This is a genomic window from Streptomyces sp. NBC_00386 (assembly GCF_036063235.1).
Taxonomy (GTDB): domain Bacteria; phylum Actinomycetota; class Actinomycetes; order Streptomycetales; family Streptomycetaceae; genus Streptomyces.
Genome location: NZ_CP107950.1, coordinates 9666301 through 9683840, shown reverse-complemented (window position 1 = coordinate 9683840; position 17540 = coordinate 9666301). Strand labels below are relative to the sequence as shown.

Annotated in this window: 19 protein-coding genes and 4 pseudogenes; 13 read left to right on the top strand and 10 right to left on the bottom strand. The window is 68.3% G+C overall.

What is annotated here, in order from left to right:
• Nucleotides 1-107 precede the first annotated feature (107 nt).
• Nucleotides 108-1751 (bottom strand): PucR family transcriptional regulator, encoded by a 1644-nt coding sequence (locus OG780_RS42425; protein WP_328457493.1) that lies wholly within the window; start codon nt 1749-1751, stop codon nt 108-110.
• Nucleotides 1752-1853: 102 nt separating this feature from the next.
• On the opposite strand from OG780_RS42425, the gene OG780_RS44805 reads away from it, so the two are divergent.
• Complete coding sequence (locus OG780_RS44805) at nt 1854-2240, top strand: IS3 family transposase (protein WP_443062282.1); 387 nt, start codon at nt 1854-1856, stop codon at nt 2238-2240.
• Nucleotides 2241-2295: 55 nt separating this feature from the next.
• Nucleotides 2296-2421, top strand: a complete 126-nt coding sequence (locus OG780_RS42420) for a hypothetical protein (RefSeq protein ID WP_328457492.1) — start codon at nt 2296-2298, stop codon at nt 2419-2421.
• Nucleotides 2422-2425: 4 nt separating this feature from the next.
• Here the strand turns inward: OG780_RS42420 and OG780_RS42415 are convergent, their stop codons facing one another.
• The gene (locus OG780_RS42415; protein WP_328457491.1) at nt 2426-3187 is read right to left on the bottom strand and encodes a maleylpyruvate isomerase family mycothiol-dependent enzyme; all 762 of its coding nucleotides are present in this window, start codon (nt 3185-3187) and stop codon (nt 2426-2428) included.
• 159 nt (nt 3188-3346) lie between these two features.
• On the opposite strand from OG780_RS42415, the gene OG780_RS42410 reads away from it, so the two are divergent.
• Nucleotides 3347-3919 (top strand): IS5 family transposase, encoded by a 573-nt coding sequence (locus tag OG780_RS42410; protein ID WP_328457490.1) that lies wholly within the window; start codon nt 3347-3349, stop codon nt 3917-3919.
• A 262-nt stretch (nt 3920-4181) separates the two neighbouring features.
• Nucleotides 4182-5882 (top strand): alpha/beta fold hydrolase, encoded by a 1701-nt coding sequence (locus OG780_RS42405; RefSeq protein WP_328457489.1) that lies wholly within the window; start codon nt 4182-4184, stop codon nt 5880-5882.
• 116 nt (nt 5883-5998) lie between these two features.
• Here OG780_RS42405 and OG780_RS42400 read toward each other — a convergent pair whose 3' ends face one another.
• Nucleotides 5999-6286: a TnsA-like heteromeric transposase endonuclease subunit gene (locus OG780_RS42400; RefSeq protein ID WP_443062355.1), complete on the bottom strand. Its 288-nt coding sequence runs from the start codon at nt 6284-6286 to the stop codon at nt 5999-6001.
• 551 nt (nt 6287-6837) lie between these two features.
• Between OG780_RS42400 and OG780_RS42395 the strand changes: the two genes are divergently transcribed.
• Nucleotides 6838-7266, top strand: a complete 429-nt coding sequence (locus OG780_RS42395; RefSeq protein ID WP_328457488.1) for a hypothetical protein — start codon at nt 6838-6840, stop codon at nt 7264-7266.
• A 41-nt stretch (nt 7267-7307) separates the two neighbouring features.
• A complete protein-coding gene (locus tag OG780_RS42390) occupies nt 7308-7721 on the top strand; it encodes a hypothetical protein (RefSeq protein WP_328457487.1) in 414 nt (137 codons plus the stop codon).
• Between the two features lie 130 nt (nt 7722-7851).
• Here OG780_RS42390 and OG780_RS42385 read toward each other — a convergent pair whose 3' ends face one another.
• The 4 genes and pseudogenes from OG780_RS42385 to OG780_RS42370 form a co-directional block, all read right to left on the bottom strand.
• Nucleotides 7852-8244, bottom strand: coding sequence for a VOC family protein (locus OG780_RS42385; protein WP_328457486.1), 393 nt, complete (start codon nt 8242-8244; stop codon nt 7852-7854).
• The gene (locus tag OG780_RS42380) at nt 8241-8543 is read right to left on the bottom strand and encodes an ArsR/SmtB family transcription factor (protein ID WP_328457485.1); all 303 of its coding nucleotides are present in this window, start codon (nt 8541-8543) and stop codon (nt 8241-8243) included. Before OG780_RS42380 ends, OG780_RS42385 begins: the two co-directional genes overlap by 4 nt.
• A gap of 163 nt (nt 8544-8706) precedes the next feature.
• A pseudogene (locus OG780_RS42375) lies at nt 8707-9056 on the bottom strand (IS5/IS1182 family transposase); the annotation flags it as partial.
• 7 nt (nt 9057-9063) lie between these two features.
• Nucleotides 9064-9621, bottom strand: a complete 558-nt coding sequence (locus tag OG780_RS42370) for a DUF3291 domain-containing protein (protein WP_328457483.1) — start codon at nt 9619-9621, stop codon at nt 9064-9066.
• 470 nt (nt 9622-10091) lie between these two features.
• Between OG780_RS42370 and OG780_RS42365 the strand changes: the two genes are divergently transcribed.
• The 3 genes and pseudogenes from OG780_RS42365 to OG780_RS42355 form a co-directional block, all read left to right on the top strand.
• On the top strand, nt 10092-10340 hold the full coding sequence (locus OG780_RS42365; RefSeq protein WP_328457481.1) for a hypothetical protein: 249 nt from the start codon (nt 10092-10094) through the stop codon (nt 10338-10340).
• Between the two features lie 81 nt (nt 10341-10421).
• Complete coding sequence (locus tag OG780_RS42360) at nt 10422-12797, top strand: ADP-ribosyltransferase domain-containing protein (protein WP_328457479.1); 2376 nt, start codon at nt 10422-10424, stop codon at nt 12795-12797.
• Between the two features lie 248 nt (nt 12798-13045).
• Nucleotides 13046-13489: pseudogene (locus OG780_RS42355) on the top strand (IS5 family transposase); the annotation flags it as partial.
• A gap of 182 nt (nt 13490-13671) precedes the next feature.
• Here OG780_RS42355 and OG780_RS42350 read toward each other — a convergent pair.
• The gene (locus tag OG780_RS42350; protein WP_328457475.1) at nt 13672-14313 is read right to left on the bottom strand and encodes a TetR/AcrR family transcriptional regulator; all 642 of its coding nucleotides are present in this window, start codon (nt 14311-14313) and stop codon (nt 13672-13674) included.
• An 84-nt stretch (nt 14314-14397) separates the two neighbouring features.
• On the opposite strand from OG780_RS42350, the gene OG780_RS42345 reads away from it, so the two are divergent.
• Nucleotides 14398-15135 (top strand): SDR family NAD(P)-dependent oxidoreductase, encoded by a 738-nt coding sequence (locus OG780_RS42345; protein ID WP_328457473.1) that lies wholly within the window; start codon nt 14398-14400, stop codon nt 15133-15135.
• A gap of 44 nt (nt 15136-15179) precedes the next feature.
• Nucleotides 15180-15401, top strand: a pseudogene (locus OG780_RS42340) (mycothiol transferase); the annotation flags it as partial.
• 17 nt (nt 15402-15418) lie between these two features.
• Here the strand turns inward: OG780_RS42340 and OG780_RS42335 are convergent.
• Nucleotides 15419-15934: a YceI family protein gene (locus OG780_RS42335; RefSeq protein ID WP_328457470.1), complete on the bottom strand. Its 516-nt coding sequence runs from the start codon at nt 15932-15934 to the stop codon at nt 15419-15421.
• 149 nt (nt 15935-16083) lie between these two features.
• Between OG780_RS42335 and OG780_RS42330 the strand changes: the two genes are divergently transcribed.
• Nucleotides 16084-16599 carry a MarR family winged helix-turn-helix transcriptional regulator gene (locus tag OG780_RS42330; RefSeq protein ID WP_328457468.1) on the top strand — a complete coding sequence of 172 codons (516 nt, stop codon included), beginning with the start codon at nt 16084-16086 and terminating at the stop codon, nt 16597-16599.
• Nucleotides 16600-16679: 80 nt separating this feature from the next.
• On the opposite strand, the pseudogene OG780_RS42325 reads toward OG780_RS42330, so the two are convergent.
• Nucleotides 16680-17012 (bottom strand): annotated as a pseudogene (locus tag OG780_RS42325) (helix-turn-helix domain-containing protein); the annotation flags it as partial.
• Between OG780_RS42325 and OG780_RS42320 the strand changes: the two are divergent.
• Entirely contained in the window at nt 16945-17430 is a 486-nt protein-coding gene (locus tag OG780_RS42320; protein ID WP_328457466.1) for an Imm49 family immunity protein, read from the top strand. The pseudogene OG780_RS42325 and the gene OG780_RS42320 sit on opposite strands and share 68 nt — an antisense overlap.
• The last annotated feature ends 110 nt before the right edge of the window (nt 17431-17540 follow it).

Here is a 17540-nt window from a genome sequence, read left to right as displayed (position 1 = left end):
TTCGGTCGCGCGGTTCTCACCGTGGAGCGAAACCGTGGGCCCGCCGAGCCTCCTTTGGACTCGGGCACGAAGAAGGCGCCCTCTCTTCGTGGCGGACGCTCGCGTGCTCATGCTTCCCGGCCGCCACCGCGCTCGAGAAGGCGCAGTTGCAGTTGGGCGAGGAGCCGGGCGTCAGGGTTGCGGAGGTCGAGTCCGGAGAGTTCGGTGAGCCTGCCGATCCGGTGGCGCAGGCTGTTCGCGTGCACGCCCAACGCCCGGGCGGTATCCGGCACATGACCGAAGTGGTCGAGGTACGCCCGCAGGGTCTGCACCATGGTCCCTCCGCCTTGCCCTGCGTCGAGGGCTACCAGGCGTGCCACTGGTGTCTCCGGTGCCGGGGCCGGCCCTGTCAGCGTGTCCAGCATCTGGTTCAGGGCGATCGTCTCGGCCACCTCGCTGGCGCAGGCGACGGTACGGTGCTCTCCCGGCGAGAGCAGGGCTCGCAGGGCCAGGTCCGCCGACCGGCGGGACGCGGGCAGGTCCGCCAGGGTTTCGACGACTGTGCCCAGACCTATTCTCGCTTCCGGTCCGGACGCGTCCGCCACTTGCGCAACCAGTGACTTCCCCAGACGCGCGAGTTGTTCGGCGGCCCGCCGTTGGTCCTGGTGCAGGGCGCCCACCAGGACCAGGGCGCCCTGGTCGACCGGTACCACCACCGGCGTGAGGTTGTTGGCACCGCAGCACACCGCCAGCAGGGCGTGCAGCCTTCCGGTTCCGTCTGCTTTGCAGGAGGCACCGGGGCGCACCGCCAGGGCGGCGCAGTGCCCGTGTGCCGGGATCCTGGTGAGTTCGGTCAGCACACCGGCCGGTCCCCACCCGTCAAGCAGCGCACGGGCCGCGTCCTCGACCAGTCGGGCGTGCGTGCGGTGCGACCGGTGGTGGAGCAGATGTGCGGCGGCCACCCGCGCTGCCGAGCGCAGCGTGTCGCAGGCGTGCGAGGGGAGGTCGCCGCCCGCGGCCGCCACCCAGATCGATCCGAGAATCTCTCCACCTGCCCGGACCGCCATCACCAGACGTTCGGGGTTCTCTCCGTGTGCCGGCCGGTGGATGACATCCCCCGAACCCCACAACGCCCGGAAGAAACCGGCTTCCCGCATGGCGGCAACGCGCCACTCCGGCACCCGGCGGCCGAGGATCGTCAGCCGCCGCAGCTCGTCCACGTCCTCCTTCGTGGACGAGTACGCCAGGACCCGGGACTCCACATCCTCGATCGTGACCGCGCCGCCGACCAGGAGTGCCACCGCGTCGGCCAGTCCGTTCAAGTCGCCCGGTGCCACCGCCGGATCGGCGGGGATCCCGGACAGGACCAGACCGGCCCGCAGCATCCCGACCAGCTCGGTCCAGCCGCACCACGCCGTCCGGAAGAGCACCGCCACACCGGCGTCCTCGGCCGCCGCCCGCAGCGCGTCCGCGGGCCGACCCGACCTTCCCTGTCCGAAGACCACCGCGGCCGCGGCCGAGCCGGCGGCGTCGAGAACGACGTCGACGGCCGCGGCCGACCCCGGGTCGATGCCCACCGCGAGCAGCATCTGCCCCCGTAACAGCCCGGGTTCCAGCGGGTCCAGCATCGTGACCCCCTCGACCACGGCCTCCAGACCACGCTGCGTCGTGCACGGTTCGAGCGCACCGGCCCCCATGACCGACAGCAGCCTTTCCAGCGTCGGTCCCGACACGGCGGCATCCCCCTGCTCGACGATTCTGTTCAGCACCATCTGGCCCCCATCACGTCGGCACGTCGCGTGACGGTGAGTGTAGGAGGAATCACGGGAATGACGCGAGACGTCCCGGAATGTGCTTGGTGGTGCCCCTGAGGCATGAGGATCTGGCGGCTGCTGAACCGCCCGGGTGTCGCGGTGGCCCGATGCACCGCCGAACGCCTCATGCGCGAGCTCGACATCACCGGCGCGGTCCGCGGCAAGCGGGTGATCACCATGGTCCCTGACGCGAGCGCGGAACGAGCCCCGGACCTCGTGGACGGCGACTGCGTCGCTGCGGCCCCGAACCGGTGCCGGGCCGCCGACTCAACCCACGTCACCACGTTCGCCGGCGTCGTCTACCTCGCCTTCGTCATGGACACCTTTCCCGTCGCATTGCGGGCTGGTCGGCAGCCGCCTTGCGGATCCGCTGGACAGCGTGCCGGCACTGGCTGGACAACGAGCCGAAGGTGGCGGAACACGACACGCAGAACAACTCGCGCTTAGAGCACCTAACAGAAAGCCTGGTCGTAGCCACATCCCCTTCCTGGCTGAGTCGCCAGTGCTGCGGGAGGCGCCCGGACCCGAGCGGTACGAGGCCGTACTGGCCGTACGCCGCGTGGACGCGGAGCTGTTCACGATGTTCACCGAGGCGGACGTCATCAAGGCCGTCCGCTGGCGGTATTGACTGGCTACTCCTCGGGCTCCCAGGCGATCAGATGCTCGAACACCTGCTGGTCGCCGTCGATCTTCAGGTCGCTCAGCGTGAGGCGGCCCCAGACGAAGAGGAGCAGCTGCTCGGCCGTGCCCCTGGCCGAAGCGGAGGCGGGCGCGGCGTCGTCCGTGAGGGGTGCGGGCCAGGCGCCGGTGCCGTCCAACGCGAGGAGCCAGGAGCGGCCCTCGGTGGCGTGGTAGTGGATGGTGGCGGCCTCGTGCGGCCAGGCCGCCGGGGTGGAGTTGCAGGTGTCGAGGAACTCGGCCACGCCGTCGATCGCGACGTCCGCCGGCATCGGCTGCACGGCGCCTGCGGCGAGCTGGGCGTCGTAGGTGTGCACCAACACCTCGTGCACCCGGCGCCGGGCAACGCCCCAGGCATTCGCCGGCGACACGCCGGCGCCCCACCACGTCCAGCACTCGCGCTCCGGGCCAGCCTCGCGCAGCGCACTCAGCAGCAGCTCGTTCGACTCGGCGTACCAGGCCAGCAGCGCCTCGAGCTCGCGCGGCGCCTTCGCGGCATCCTTGGCCGGCGGAGCCTCGGCCGGGCCCGCGGCGACGATCGCGGCCCACCAGCGCTGGCCCGTACCCAGGTGCTGCACCAGATCGAACAACGTCCACTCGGGGCAGGACGGCACCGGCGCGTCAAGGCTGGGCGCGGCGGCAACCGCACTCCGGAACGCGGCCGACCGCTCGTCGATCAGTTGCAGCAGGGCGGAAAACTCAAGACTGTCTGTCACGTCGCTTACCTATCACCCCAGCTCAGCCGACCGCACCCTATTTTCCAGACCGTCAGCTGCGGGAGTCAGAGCACCTAATAGAAGGCCTGGTCGTAGCCATATCCCCTTCCTGTCTGGCTTGTCGAACGAGTCATGGGGAAGGGGAACGATCCTCCGTGGATGGTGCCGGATGACCTGTGGGGGCGGATCGAGCCGTTGCCGCCGGTCAGGCAGCGGCGTCCGCGCCATCCCGGCCGGCTGCCACTGGACGACCGTGGTTGCCTGCAGGGCATCCTGTTCGTGCTGCACACCGGGATCCAGTGGGAGTGGCTGCCGCAGGAGCTCGGCTTCGGGTCCGGGATGACGTGCTGGCGCCGACTGCGGGACTGGCACGAGGCCGGGGTGTGGGATCGGCTGCACCAGGTACTGCTGACCGAGCTGCACCGTGCCGGGAAGCTGGACTGGTCCCGGGCGGTGATCGACGGCTCCCACCACCAGGCCCGTCGGGGCGGCCCAAAACCGGGCCGAGCCCGGTCGACCGTGCCCGGCCCGGCTCGAAGGCACCACGTCATCACCGACGCAGGCGGCACCCCGCTCGCCATCACCCTGACCGGCGGCGACCGCCACGACATCACCCAGCTGCTGCCCCTGCTCGACGCGATCCCTCGGATCCGCGGAGTGACCGGTCACCCTCGACACCAGCACACCAAAGCCGCATTCGGGGATGAAACAACAGGAGGAAACGTCCTCTAAGACGATGTCGGCCGTAGCTCCGCCATTTAGCCCCGGTTCGCTCGCGCGCCTTGCCGGACCGAGGTGTTGTTGACCGGACGCGTGCCGACGTCCAGCGCATGAGCGGCGTCGGACCCTCAACCGGGAAGGACAAGATATGCATATATCTGCACCGACAGCGGGCCGTCGGCATCATGCCGCGGCCCTCGCCGCGGTGATGATCTGCTCGACGGCATTTACCGGATCGGCTGGCGCTCCGGCCGGTGGCGCGCCGTCCCCTTCCGTGCCCGCCCCGCAGCTGGACTGGAAACCCTGCGTCCAGGGCAGTCCGTTCGACTGCGCGACCGCGAAGGTCCCGCTCGACTACGACGACCCAGGTGGCCGCACCATCGAACTCGCCGTCGTCAAACGGAAGGCCACCGGCCCCGGACAGCGCATCGGCACCTTGTTCTTCAACCCCGGCGGACCCGGCGGCCCTGGAACGGTCCAGATGCCACAGAACTACGAGTCCTTCCCGCGCGAGGTGCGGGAACGGTTCGACATCGTCAGCTGGGACCCCCGCGGCATCGGCAACAGCACCGCGGTGAACTGCTTCGCGAGTCCCAAGGAAGCAGCAGACTGGCATGCAAGCAAAGCGGCAGGCTTCCCGGTGGGAGAGAAGGAGCGGGCGGCCTTCACCGCCGCGTACAAGGAACTGGGCCGGCGCTGTGAGCAGCGTGCCCCCGAGCTCCTGCGCCATGTGTCGACCGCCGAGAACGCTCGCGACCTCGACCAGCTTCGCAAGGCGGTGGGTGACCAGCAACTCACCTACTACGGGATCTCTTACGGCACGTACCTGGGCGCCACCTACGCGAACCTCTTCCCCGGCAGGGTCCGCGCCATGATCTTCGACGCCAACTGGGACCCGCAGGCCTGGACGAACAGCGCCTCCGACGAGGCCCCCCAGACCACGTCGTTCCAGCGCTTGGGCTCCGGCCGCAGCGCCGCGGAAACCGTGAACCGGTTCCTCACGTTGTGCGGATCCGCGACGACCGCCCGCTGCGCGTTCTCCGCCGGCAGCCCGAAGGCGACCCAGGACAAGTACGACCAGCTGCTGCAGCGACTCCGAAAGGAGCCCGTGGGCCCGTGGACCTACGCCGGCACGGTGGCCGACGTGGTGAACAGCCTCTACGACGTCCAGCTCGGGGGGACGCAACTCGCCGGCAGGCTGCAGGACCTGTGGCAGGGCCGCGTCCCGGAGCCGTCCCCCCTCCCGCCCCCGCCACCGGTCCCCAACCCGAATCCGTACCTGGGCGAGGAACAGAGCACTGCGGTCTTCTGCGGCGACAGCCCCAACCCGCGGGACCCCGGTGTGTACCACACCCTGGCAGAGGCCGCCGCCGTCCGTGCGGGGGACACCGGACGCTACTGGATTTGGGCCTCCGCGGGCTGTGCCTCCTGGCCGGCGGTCGCCGAGGACCGCTACCGCGGGCCATGGAACAAGCCGACGGCGAACCCCATCCTGGTGGTCGGGAACACCTACGACCCCTCCACTCCCCTGTCGGCCGCGCAGGCTATGTCGAAGGAGCTGGCCAATGCCCGCCTGCTGACCCACGATGCAGTCGGGCACACGGCACTGCTCAACCCCAGCAGCTGCGTCAACGCTCATGCAAGCCGCTACCTCATCGACGGCGCCCTCCCGCCGACCGGAACAATGTGCCGCCAGGACGCGCCTCCCTTCGCCGCACCCAAGCCGCGCGGCAGTGTGGATACCGGTGGGGGCGGGTTGGCCGACGCCGCGCAGCAGGACAACACGCTGGCCGAGACCGGTTCGGGAACGACACCACCCCACGCCGCCAGCGCCCGAGGCACCCGGCTCGGCCGCCCGTCGGCCATGACCGACGAACAGGTACGTCACGCCCCCGACCTGCTCACCCGCCCGGCGAACACCGTCACCTCGATCGCGAAGCTCCTCGGAGTCTTCCGCAACACCATCTACAACTAGTGTCCGAACTGAAGGGCGGCCATCTCGCGCTCGCCGAGTCGACCAACACGGCAGAACTGCCCCGACCCTCCAGGTCGAAGGACTGATTACCGCCGTTTGCGCTGATGCCACGGCTCTTACCGGCACCCCATCACCGCTGAGCCATCCGTGTGGCGGACGAAGTGGTCCGGAGCGTGCCGACGCTCCCGTTCGCCGTCGTGCCAGTGCAGCCAAAACGGCTGCGAGGCGATTCCTGTCACCTTCGGATCGAAATCCATGAGCAGAAGTCGGTCCCGTTCCAGCCAAGATTCGAAGCCGACGTGCTGCCCAGTCATGGCCGCCCAGTACCAGCCCGCGAAGTGACGCTCACCCCGAAACCACCGGAAAGACCGCACCGGTGCCGAGTCCTCGAAGCGGGCCGTCACGCAGTCCAGCAGCGGACGACGTTGTCGCTCCCGTATGCCGTCCAAGTACGCCGGCTCGATGTACGACCCCGCAAGATTCGCCCCTGCCGGTACAGCCACCCAGCACCCCCGGTGCGATCCCCGCTCGGACTAGGTTCGCTGAGACGGAAGGCGAAACGACTGGGTTCGTCGAGTAAACGCCTCGATTGGATGAGAGCGGTCAATGCGCTACGGGACGCTGCGCGACTTCATCCCCCACTACGTAGGGACACCGAGGAAATTCGCCGCCCTACGGAAACACTGGCCGTAGCGGGTGGACTTCCCGGACTGGGAGGTGACGGCTCCCAGTGAACTTCCCTACGTCGGCGTCGTCGGTGTGGGCGGTTCCCGCAGGTTCCCGGATGGGGAACCTGCGGGACGACTCTCTGACTCCGGCCTCGGACACCCGCCGCAAACCCTGATCATCTGGCTGTCGGCCTCGAGGGCCCGTCCGGGCGACAGACTGCCCCGAACGGCGGCGCCACCGATGACGCAGCATTGCGATCATGAAATCGTCGTGAGCCACTCATTGCATGATCAGACATGCGATGCGTACGCTCTGCGCTGCCACCCTCGCGGCCGCTCCCCTCGCCCTGACCGCAACGCCTGCACAAGCCCTGACGTCATGTACGGTCAACGGCCGCCCCGTGTCCGGTACGACCGTCAGCGGTACCGCCGGCTCCGACCACATCAGCTGCGGCGCCCTCGCCTTGGGCGACAGCGTCAACGGCTTGGGCGGCAGCGACTACATCGTCATCAACGGCATCGTTGCCGGCACCGTCGATGGCGGCGCCGGTGGCGACTCCATCACGGCCAACGCCGGTACCACGGCGACCGGCAAGATCCTCGGCGGAGCCGACGGCGACTTCATCTCCGTCGGCCCGAACGCCGGCACCGTCGACGGCGGACTCGGGTCGGACTACTGCCGAGTCGCTTCTGGTAACCCCCCCATCAACTGCTGACCAGCAGGGGCTCGTCAAGCCAGCCAACTGCGCCGCTCGGAGTGGTCGGCAAGCGCGCCACAACACGCGGCGGCCACCCGGCCCGTGCCTGGTCCGCGATCTCCTGGGACGACCTTGACCCCGACGAGGACCCTCGCCTGCTGTTCGGACTCACGGAGTTGAGCTTCGGTACGCGCAACGGACTGCGGCCGATCGCCAGCACCGACCGAGGCGAGACACTGTTCCTCGTAGCTGCAGACGACACAGCCCCATGGATTCTGGTCGAAGACGGCGAAGGCGCCTGGACTCGATACGACACGAGCTTCGCCGAATGGCTCTACCGCTATCTCATAGGCGAAGACATGGCCGGCCCCAACACCTCAGCCTTCTACCCCGGCCCGGTACAGCTGTGCCGACTTCCGATGACCGCCGACGAACGGCCAGAACCCTGGAGCGGGCCGGACCGCGGCATGTAACCCCGCCTGCCACGACAGTCGCAAACACCCACCACGGTCCCCGGAGACCCAAACGAGATAGCCCCTCCCACACACACCCAGCAAGGGTCCTGGTCACCGTGGCGGCCGGGCCCCGCGCCAGGCGTACCGCTTACTGCGGCTGTGTCGCGATCTGGATCAGGTTGCCGCAGGTGTCGTCGAAGACGGCGGTGGTGACAGGGCCCATCGCCAGGGGCTCCTGGGTGAAGCGAACGCCGAGGGCGTGCAGCCGCTCGTACTCCGCCTCCACGTCGTCGACGGCGAACTGGGCGAGCGGGATGCCGTCCTTGACGAGCGCGTCGCGATAGGGCTTGACGGCCGGGTGGCCGGCGGGCTCCAGGAGGAGTTCGGTGCCGTCGGGCTCGTCGGGCCCGACGACGGTCAGCCACCGGGCCCCCTCGCCCAAGGGGACGTCGTGCTTCTTCACGAAGCCGAGGATCTCGGTGTAGAAGGCCTCGGCCTTGGCCTGGTCGTCGACGAAGACGCTGGTCAGATGGATCTTCATGGGGTGCTCTTCTCCGGTCCGGATGGGTCGGGTATGGGCCACCGCTCGGCTATCTGCCGCAGCGGGGCTGTGTTCAGGTCGTGGAACTTGTAACGGCCCTCCCGTCTGGTCTCGACGAGCCCGGCGGCCTCCAGCAGAGCGAGGTGCTGGGAGACCGCCTGACGCGAGATGCCGAGCTGGTGCTTCATGCTCAGCCGCGAGCAGATCTCGAACAGTGTCTGTCCGGACCTCTCCGTGAGCTCGTCGAGGATGATGCGGCGCGTGGGGTCGGCCAGGGCTTTGAAAAGGTCGTCGGCCACGACCACAGGATAGGCAAGTATTGACTTGCCTATCAAGCCGAGGGCCGCGGCCTGCAGGGTGGACCGTCTGTCAGCGGTTGACTCCGAGGTTCGTCAGTACGCGTAAGACCGTGTCCTATATGGCGAGGTGGACGAGCCGCTTGTAGCAGCACAGGGCCGCGGCGAGCGTCTGCGGCTTGAAGTACCGTCCGCGGTAGGGGTCGTGTTGCGTCTGGTGACCCTCGACCATGGGCTTCAGTCCTTCACGTCGTGGACGTTGCCGGCGCAGACGCCGACGATGAGGGACAGTCCGTTCGCGTCCGACAGGATGCGCATCCTGGAGCCCGGTTTTCCCCGGTCCACGGGGCTCGGACCTCTGTGTTCGCCCCCTCTTTTTCCAGCCCTGACCTGAGCGGTGTCGAGGACGACACGGGTGACATCCACGAGGCCGGCGTCGCCGAGCCGATGCAGAACGGCCTCGCACAGGCGGCCCCGTGCCCGGACCAACCACCGCCTCACCACGCAGGACAGGCTTTCCTTGTCAGCGAACCTGGTCGCTCTTCGGCCCGACGCCTTTGATCCTGGTCGGAGTTCCCTCCGGGGCGAACGAGTGGTGGAAGGTGAAGGCGTGCGGCGCGGAGCCGTGGTCGTGGAGGTGTTCCAGCCTGGAAACCCCGTCCTGCCAGGTGGGGATCACGCCGTCGGAGACCCACCAGAACACGTAATTCGGGTGTCCTGTCCTCTCGAACCAGTCGTAACGCCTGTTCAGCGCCTCACGGTGCAGACCGGTGTAGATGGCGTCGAAGGCGGGGCGCAGGTCGGTCCAGAGTGAGAGGGTCGCGGCCAGGGCGGTGGTTTCCACCGTATGACCCTTGCCGTACCAGGTCGGTACGGCGAACTCTCCCCATGCGCCCCAGTCCGCCTCGAAGAGCGCGCCCCGGTCACCGTCTGCCGTTTCAGCACGCGCGAGGTACCCGGGGTGCTGACTGATCTTCCGGTAGACGGCCTCACCAATGTCGTAGAACTCGCGCGTGAGAGGTGCGGGATCGGCGAGAGGTGACTTCAGGACGCCGAATGTGTACAGAGCAAGATGGGACATGCGTCTCTCCCTCGTTGGGGGTGCCTGGTGTCTGGTTGGGGGGCCTGGTGTGGACCCGGTTCGGTGGCTTACGCAGGCGAGGATTCGTGGGGCGTGACCAACTCATCCCGTCGCGGCCGGTTCAGCCGAAGGAACTCCTGTGCGGCCGTGGGCGATCGCCGAGGACCAGGTGAAGGTAACTGCCTCTGCGAGCCATGTCGAAGTTGCGTTTTCCCTGTCCAAGTGGCCTCTTGCACCGGTCATTGCGAGGGCTGGGGCGGTGACCGGCGGGGCAGGCTACGGGGTCAGTAATCCACTTCGGCTGATCGGTTCGCCCGCCATGCCCGTCCGCACCCCCTGTCCGATGGCCCCGGTGCCGCCGTCACCCCACCCTCACCCCCGGCAAGGCCAGGGCGATGCGCGTCAATCACACCTAAGGACGCGGCGGTGCCCTGGCCTACCTCGCCGCCTACGACGTCCACGCCGCGAACGTGTTCGGCCGCACCGAAGAACGCACCGGCATCGTCCCGTTCATGAACCTGGCCACCCAGGTCATGAACCAGGAACCCTACGCAAGCGCCAAGCACGTGTTCTGGATCGTCGACAACGGCTCCTCCATCGCGGTCAGAAGGCGGCCGACCTCACCGCGACGACCATTACAACGCCACGGCACAGCCGTTCCAGAGCGTGTGCGGCCACCGGTCGGTGCGGGTTCACCAGAGCATGACGGCAGGTCATAGACCCCTTGTCGGGGCTGCGTTGTCAGTGGTGGGCGATACGTTCGGCGCCTTGGAACCGCTGTTGCACGACAGGAGTGGACGATGACCGAGAGCAGTGTGCTGCCCACGCTCAGGGTGGTGCTGACAGACGTCAACGAGCGTGTGGTGGAGGCGTGGCGCGTCGCGTTCGCCGACACCCCTGGCATCGAGATCCACAAGGGCTCGATCCTCGACGAGGACGTCGACGCCTGGGTCACTCCCACCAACTCCCGGGGCCGAATGGACGGCGGGGTCGACGCCGTCATCAAGCGGTACTTGGGGTCTGGCATCCAGGTGCGCGTCCAGCGGGCGATCCGTGACCGGTTCGCCGGACCCATGCCGGTGGGCAGCGCGGTCTGCGTCCCGTCAGGCGCGACCGTTCCCCGGTACCTGATATCGACGCCGACGATGGTGCAGTCCTCGCAGAATGTGAGTGCCACGCTGAACGTGGCGCTGGCGTGTGCGGCTGCTTTCCAGGCCGTTCACCGGCAGAACCGGAAGAAGCCAGGCAGCATCCGGTCCGTGGCGCTGGTCGGGTTGGGGGCGCAGACCGGGCAGGTGCCGGCGCGGGTGTGCGCCAATCTGATGTGGACCGGCTACACGCTCTTCCACGACCACTGGTTCGAGGACGACGACGAGCTGCGCTCCACGATCATCTCCCAGCTGCACGGAATCGAGAACGCGCCCGTCGACCAGCGGGTGCGCATCGTGCCACCGGCAGCCGCCATGCCGGCGCCCGAAACTCCCGCTCCTTCCTCTCCTTCTGCCACGACGAGTGAAAGCGCCTACGCCATGACCGGATCGACGACCGGCGTCCCGGCTCCGGGTCAGCCGCAGCCCCAGCCCGGTGCGAACGACCCCCTCGCCCTGACCGAGCTCTTCAACGGCGGCGGGGAGTCCTGGCTCCCGCTGCTGAAGCCGGTCATCGAGGCGCAGCCGGACGCCGCACGGTTCATCGGAAAGGACCGCAGCCATGAGGTGGTCCCGGTCCGCGAGCTGACGTTCCAGGCGCTCAAGCCGAACCCGCCGCACAAGTGGAAGGTCGTGGTCTTCGGTCAGAACCCGTATCCACGGCCGGAGAGCGCCACCGGCATAGCCATGTTCGACAACACCTTCAGCGACTGGAAGGACAGCCAGTTCGGCCGGGTCGTCAGCATCCGGTGCCTCATCAAGGCGGCGGCGATGTGGAAGTACGGCATCGCCAAGAAAACCCCGATCGCCGACGTGCGGGCGCTGCTGAAGGAGCGGGACACAGTCCAGCCGCCGGAGTGGTTCCAGGCGATGCTGACACAGGGCGTGCTCCTGCTGAACGCGTCGCTGACCGCGAGCGGGGACGGAGCGATGGGGGCCGACCAGCACACGGCGTTCTGGCGGCCGGTCGCCGAGCGGATCGTCGAGGAGATCCTCAAGGCCAAGCAAGACGCGGCCGAGGAGGACCGCGGAGTCGTGTTCGCGTGGTGGGGAGCGCACGCTCGCAGCCTGAAGCGGGTTGTCCTGCGGCTCCAGCAGAAATACCCGGACGTCGAGGTCCGACACCTCGACCACGCCAACCCGGCGGCACAGGGCGACATCTTCTGCGAGGGCGACCATTTCGCCCAGGTCAACGACGCTCTGACCTCGTTGGGCGCCGACGGCATCGACTGGCTGCCGAGCAAGGGATGGAACGAGACGACGGTCGGCGCGGGCGGTGCGGACGGCGGTGTCGCGGCGCGCATGGGCGCTTTCATCGAGTCGACCATGAACCTGCACCAGCTGTACCTGGAACGCCTCACCAGCGTCAAGGACGAGGGCTTGGTCCTGCCCGCGATCACCGGTGTCTTCGACACCCCACTGATGGACTTCCAGGACGCCGTCGCTCCGGTCTCCGCGGCGATGTCCGGGCTCGCCGGACACATCCAGCGCTCCCGCGACTTCGGCAAACAGCGTGCAGACCAGGTGGCCGACTGCGGCCCGTCTGCCGACGCGATCGCCGCGCTCCACCTCTACACCTGTGAGTCAGCCTTCTACCGCGAGATCAACAGCGTTCTGCGCTCCCCCGACCGCACCAGGGTCATGCCCTACCTGGCGTACCTGCGGCTGCTGTTCTCGGCGGTCTCAAAGCTGCCGGCCTACACGCAACCGCTGTGGCGCGGGGTGTCACTGGACCTTCGGGCGCAGTACCCGGTGGGCCAGACAGTGACCTGGTGGGGTGTCTCCTCCTGTACCTCCGAGCTGAAGGTGGCCAGGGCGTTCTTGGGCAGTCGCGGCAAGCGGACCCTCTTCGAGGTGACGCCGGCCCGGGCCGTCGGGATCAAGCGCTTCTCCGCCTTCACCGGCGAGGAGGAATACATCCTTACGCCAGGTACCCAGCTCAAGGTGACGGAGGTGAAGAGCGAATCCCGCGGGCTGTGCACGGTCCGGCTGAGCGAGGTCACGGACGCCGCTCCCGTGGTGTCCTGACCCCCTGTTCACGAAAGCCACGGTCGTGGTTGCCGGACGCTCGCGCCCGGCAACCACGTGGCAGAGGTCCATAGCGACAAGGGCTGTCGGCCGGGGCGAGGCTTCGCAGTAGGCCTCGTGGTCCGCCGGGGCGGGCGTCCGCACAGCCACGGTTGAGCCGCAGGTCCGGATCGGTGAACGGCGGGAACCGCTAGGCCGTGTTTTGGAAGTGGGGTCGGTCCCTCGTCCCGAGTCGTAATGATCTCGGTGTGGGGCGAGGGGATCTTTCTGACGAGCGGTGGGCGGTGCTGGAGCCGTTGCTGCCGGTGACGGTGCTGGGCAGGCCATCGGTAGGTCGGCGCAAGCTGATTGACGGGATCCGGTGGCGGGTGCGGACTGGTGCTCCGTGGCGGGATCTGCCGCAGGAGTACGGGCCGTGGCAGACCGTCTACGGACTCTTCCGTCGCTGGCAGCGGGACGGCGTCTGGCCGGTGGTGCTGACCGGGCTCCAGGCTCGGGCGGACGCGGCCGGGCTCATCACGTGGGAAGTGAACGTCGACTCCACGATCTGCCGGGCCCATCAACACGCTGCAGGCGCCCGCCGCAACGGCCAGGACCAGAAGGAACCGCCGGGCGGAACCCGCACCGAGCCCGACGACCACGGCCTGGGCCGGTCCCGAGGAGGCTTCACCACGAAGGTCCACCTGGTCTGTCGGGTCCTGTCTCGCCGACACGGTCCCATGCGCACTTCCGTTCTGCACGTACTGCGGGGATCGGTACACGCGCAAACTGCTGCAGGTCGTTCATTTTGGCCAGAGATCGGGCATGTTGGGGTCAAGGACCTGCCGGCCATTAGGCACTGTCCGGCGGATCATGTGGCCGTGATGGCACCAAGTTAGTTCTCGCGGGCCGGACTGCGCCCGGTTGCGAGGTGTTTCTGCCCCTCGGGCATGGGCAGGACCGCCAGTGCGGTGTCTGCAATGTTCCGCAGCGTCTCCGGGTCCAGGCCGGCCTTGCCTACCGCCTCGATACCGCGGACCACCGTCAGCAGCAGTGCCGCCAACCGCTCCGGATCCGCAGCGCTATCGATGTCGCCGTGGCGCTGGGCGGCGCTGATCTCCGTTTGCAGCAGGGTCAGCAGCGCCGTCATGGTTTCGGCCGACCGTCCGGCGACCGTCGGATCATGCTGGGCCAGTTCCGCCGCACCCTTGGCCAACAGGCACCCGCGGCGCTCGGTGTCGGAGGCGGCGTTCTCCGCCATCAGGTGCACGTATCCCGAAAGCCGGGCCAAGGCCTCTGCGTCCGGGCCACCCGCCAGCCGTCCTTCGGCCACCTCGACGACTGCGGTGCACCAGTCGCCGAACACGCGGTGGAACAGCTTGCCCTTGTCGCCGAATGCGCCGTACAGGCTGCCCTTGCCCAGGCCGGTCACCTGGGCGATGTCGTCCATCCGGGTTCCTGCATAGCCGGTCGCCCAGAACTGTTCCCGGGCCCGCTCCAGGACTTGGCGTTCGTCGAATGCGCGTGGTCTCGGCATGGCCTCAGCCTATCCATTCTTGACTCGATCGTCCATTACTGCCTACGTTATGGACGATCCATTCCACAACTGAAGGGGTTCGACATGCCAGGCGTGCTGCAGGAGAAGGTGGCCGTGATCACCGGAGGGACCAGCGGGATCGGGCTGGCCATCGCCCACCGCTTCGTCCGGGAGGGCGCACGGGTCTTCGTGACCGGCAGGGACATCGACCGCCTCGAAGCGGCAGTCAAGGAGATGGGCCCTGCGGCCACCGGCGTACGATCCGACGTCTCGGTCCTGGCCGACCTGGACGCGCTCTACGCGCGAGTCCGCGAGGAGGCCGGACGCATCGACGTGCTGGTGGCCAACGCGGGAATCGTCACGGACGCCGCGCTCGGCGCCCACACCGAGGCGAACGTCGACCTGACGCTCGCCGTCAACGTCAAGGGCCCGCTATTCACCGTTCAGAAGGCGCTTCCGCTGCTGGCGGAGAACGCCTCCATCCTGGTCATCGGCTCGAGCAACAGCGTGCGGCCCAATGAGCACCTCGAGGTCTACAGCGCCTCGAAGGCGGCGTTGAGCAACCTCGTGCACAACTGGGCCCGGCAGTCGCGGGAGCGCCGATTCCGGGTCAACGTGCTCAGCCCGGGACCCACGCGGACCCCTGGCCTGCTGGGCGCCGCAGGGCCGGACATCGACCGGTTCGCCGAGGACGCCGTGCCACTGGGGCGGCTGGCTGACGCCGAGGAAATCGCCGAGGCCGCCCTCTTCCTGGCTTCGGACGCCTCGTCGTTCGTCACCGGCGCCGAACTCTTCGCCGACGGCGGCTACACCCGGGCCTGAACCACGGCCGGTGGTGCGCATCCGGTTCCCTCGAAGAGATGGGGCGCACTCCCGGCCGCGCGTGTGCGTGGTACGAGACCCAGTGCGCCCGAAACAACGGGATCCTGGCCGCTGCCTCTTCGGATGACGTCGGCCGCCACCCCGACTGCCGCTCCGGCAACGCCAACCTCCGCTGGACGCTCATCCATCTCGTCGAGGAGACCGGAGGGCACGCGGGGCACGCGGACATCGTGAGGGAACTGCTTGACAGGGCGAAGGGGTACTAATAGGGCCCGTCGGCTCTTCAGACCACCGCGCGAGCGAAGGTGAGCGTCGCGGTGACCGTGGTCAGGCCGCGGATCATACCCAGCTGATTCCAGACCATACCGAACTGCTCCCGGTCCACGGTGAACTCCATGGCGAGGCTGATCGCGTCGCCACTCGAGGCGGTGACGTGGGCGGTGACGGTCTGCGGGCTGCTGGCACCCCGGACGGTCAACTGACCGACGATCTCGGCGGTGCCGTCCTGGGGCACCGCTGCGCCGTTGACGGCGAAAGCGAGAGTCGGGTGGTTCTCGGTGTCGAAGAAGTCACTGCCCCGCAGGTGCTCGTCCCGCTTCGCGTTCCTCGTGTCCAGAGACGTCGCGTCCACGCTGACAACACCGTGGGCGGTCCCGTCGGGCTTGATCTCACCCTCTCCCGTGACATTGCCGAAGGCACCCTTCACCGTCACCAGGCCCCACATGGTCCGATGCGCGATGGCCACGGTGGACCGGGCGGGATCCAGCTGCCACAGGCCGGTTTCGATGACGACGGTCATGGAGGTTCTCCAGAAGAGTTGAGGACGGGAACGGGGAAGCCGCATCCGCGACCCGAGTGTCGGGACCGCAGTCCAGTAGTCCAAATTTGGATGACTCCACGCACGCTAGCGGGTTATCCAAAAATGGACAACCGTTAGACTGTGACACCATGGCCGACTCTTCCGCCCCCGCCGATCAGCCCGAGCGCGAGCCATCGGACGACACCGGGCTCCTGCCCGCCGAACTGCGCTCCTGGATGCGACTGTTGGCCGCGGCCGGCACGATCGAGCAGCAGCTCCGCTCACGGGTGAAGGACGCGACGGGGATCTCGCACGACGAGTTCCTGCTGCTGTGCCTGCTCGCCGATCAGCCCGGCTCCAGCCTGCGGATGACGCGGATCGCGGAACTGCTGGGCCGCCCCAAGACCCGGCTGACCTACCAGGTGGCCTGCCTGCAGCACGCGGGACTGATCACCAAGAACTCCGCATGCCGCGATCGGCGCGGCGTCGAGGTGGCACTCACCGACAAGGCCCGAACGCTGCTGAGCGAATCATCCCGCCCCCTCGCCGACGCTGTCGCCGAGGCCATCGCGCAAACGGCCTGCGCTCAGCGGTACACGCAGTTGCAGCACCTGCTGCCGACGAGCCAGGGCTCCGAGGAGCACACCACCAAGCAGAAGCAGTAGCAGTAGCCGCAGGGAACCGAACCTGGAGCTCGCCAGAACTCGGGACGGAGCCGAGCCTCCATCAGACCCGGAGCGGTTCACAGGATCACGTACGCCTTCGTCCGGACGGTCGTCATTACCTCGGCCAGGGTCTGCGCCTGGGCGGCCGGCACTTCGACGGCCTCGCGTATGTAGCGGTAGACGGTCGCTATGCCGATCTCGAACCCTGCGGCGAGTTGGGCGCATGTGTCGCCGCATCGCAGGTGGGTCAGGGCGAGCAGGGCCTGACGGCCGACGGGCAGACGCCGCCATCGCGTGCCGGTCTCCCGCCGGTGAGCGGTCAGTTGCCTCGTCAGGTGCCGCAGCGTGCGGCTGGACAGGTCGATCGACGACGGGTGGACAAGCGCGCGAAGCTCCTGGTTGACACGGGTGATCTTGGTCGAGAACCCGTCTACCAGGAGCTTCGTCGTTCCGTACACCCCATGCCCACCAACACCCCGATGTCACAGCCAGGTTGGAAAGGGCTCACTGACTGGGGACCAGCAGCTGTTGCGCGTTCTGCTCGCCGACGACCAGGCCGCGTTCGAGCGGGCCCTTGAGGAACGACTCGTGGCGCACCGCGAGAGCGGCGCCGACCCGGCTGCCCGGAGCCTGCTTCCGGTGGGGGTCGTCATGCTGGCCGCCCTCGCCTGCCTTGCGCACGGCCGGAAGTCAGGCATCCGGTCCGCCTATCCACCCGAAGCGCTGGTAAGTGCCCGCAGCAGTAAGAAGCCGACGGGCCACCGCCGCCGGAGGGGAAGGGCCGCCTCCGCCAGGCCGTCCTCGAAGTCGCCGTCACGCCGGTCCGAGTGACATCCGGTGCCGGTCCTCGGCCGGCACCGTGACGGGAACGGCAACACATGACGGCGGGGGCCCAGAGCACCATTTCGTCCTTGGCAACCCTCCGGCCGCAGCCGAAAGGA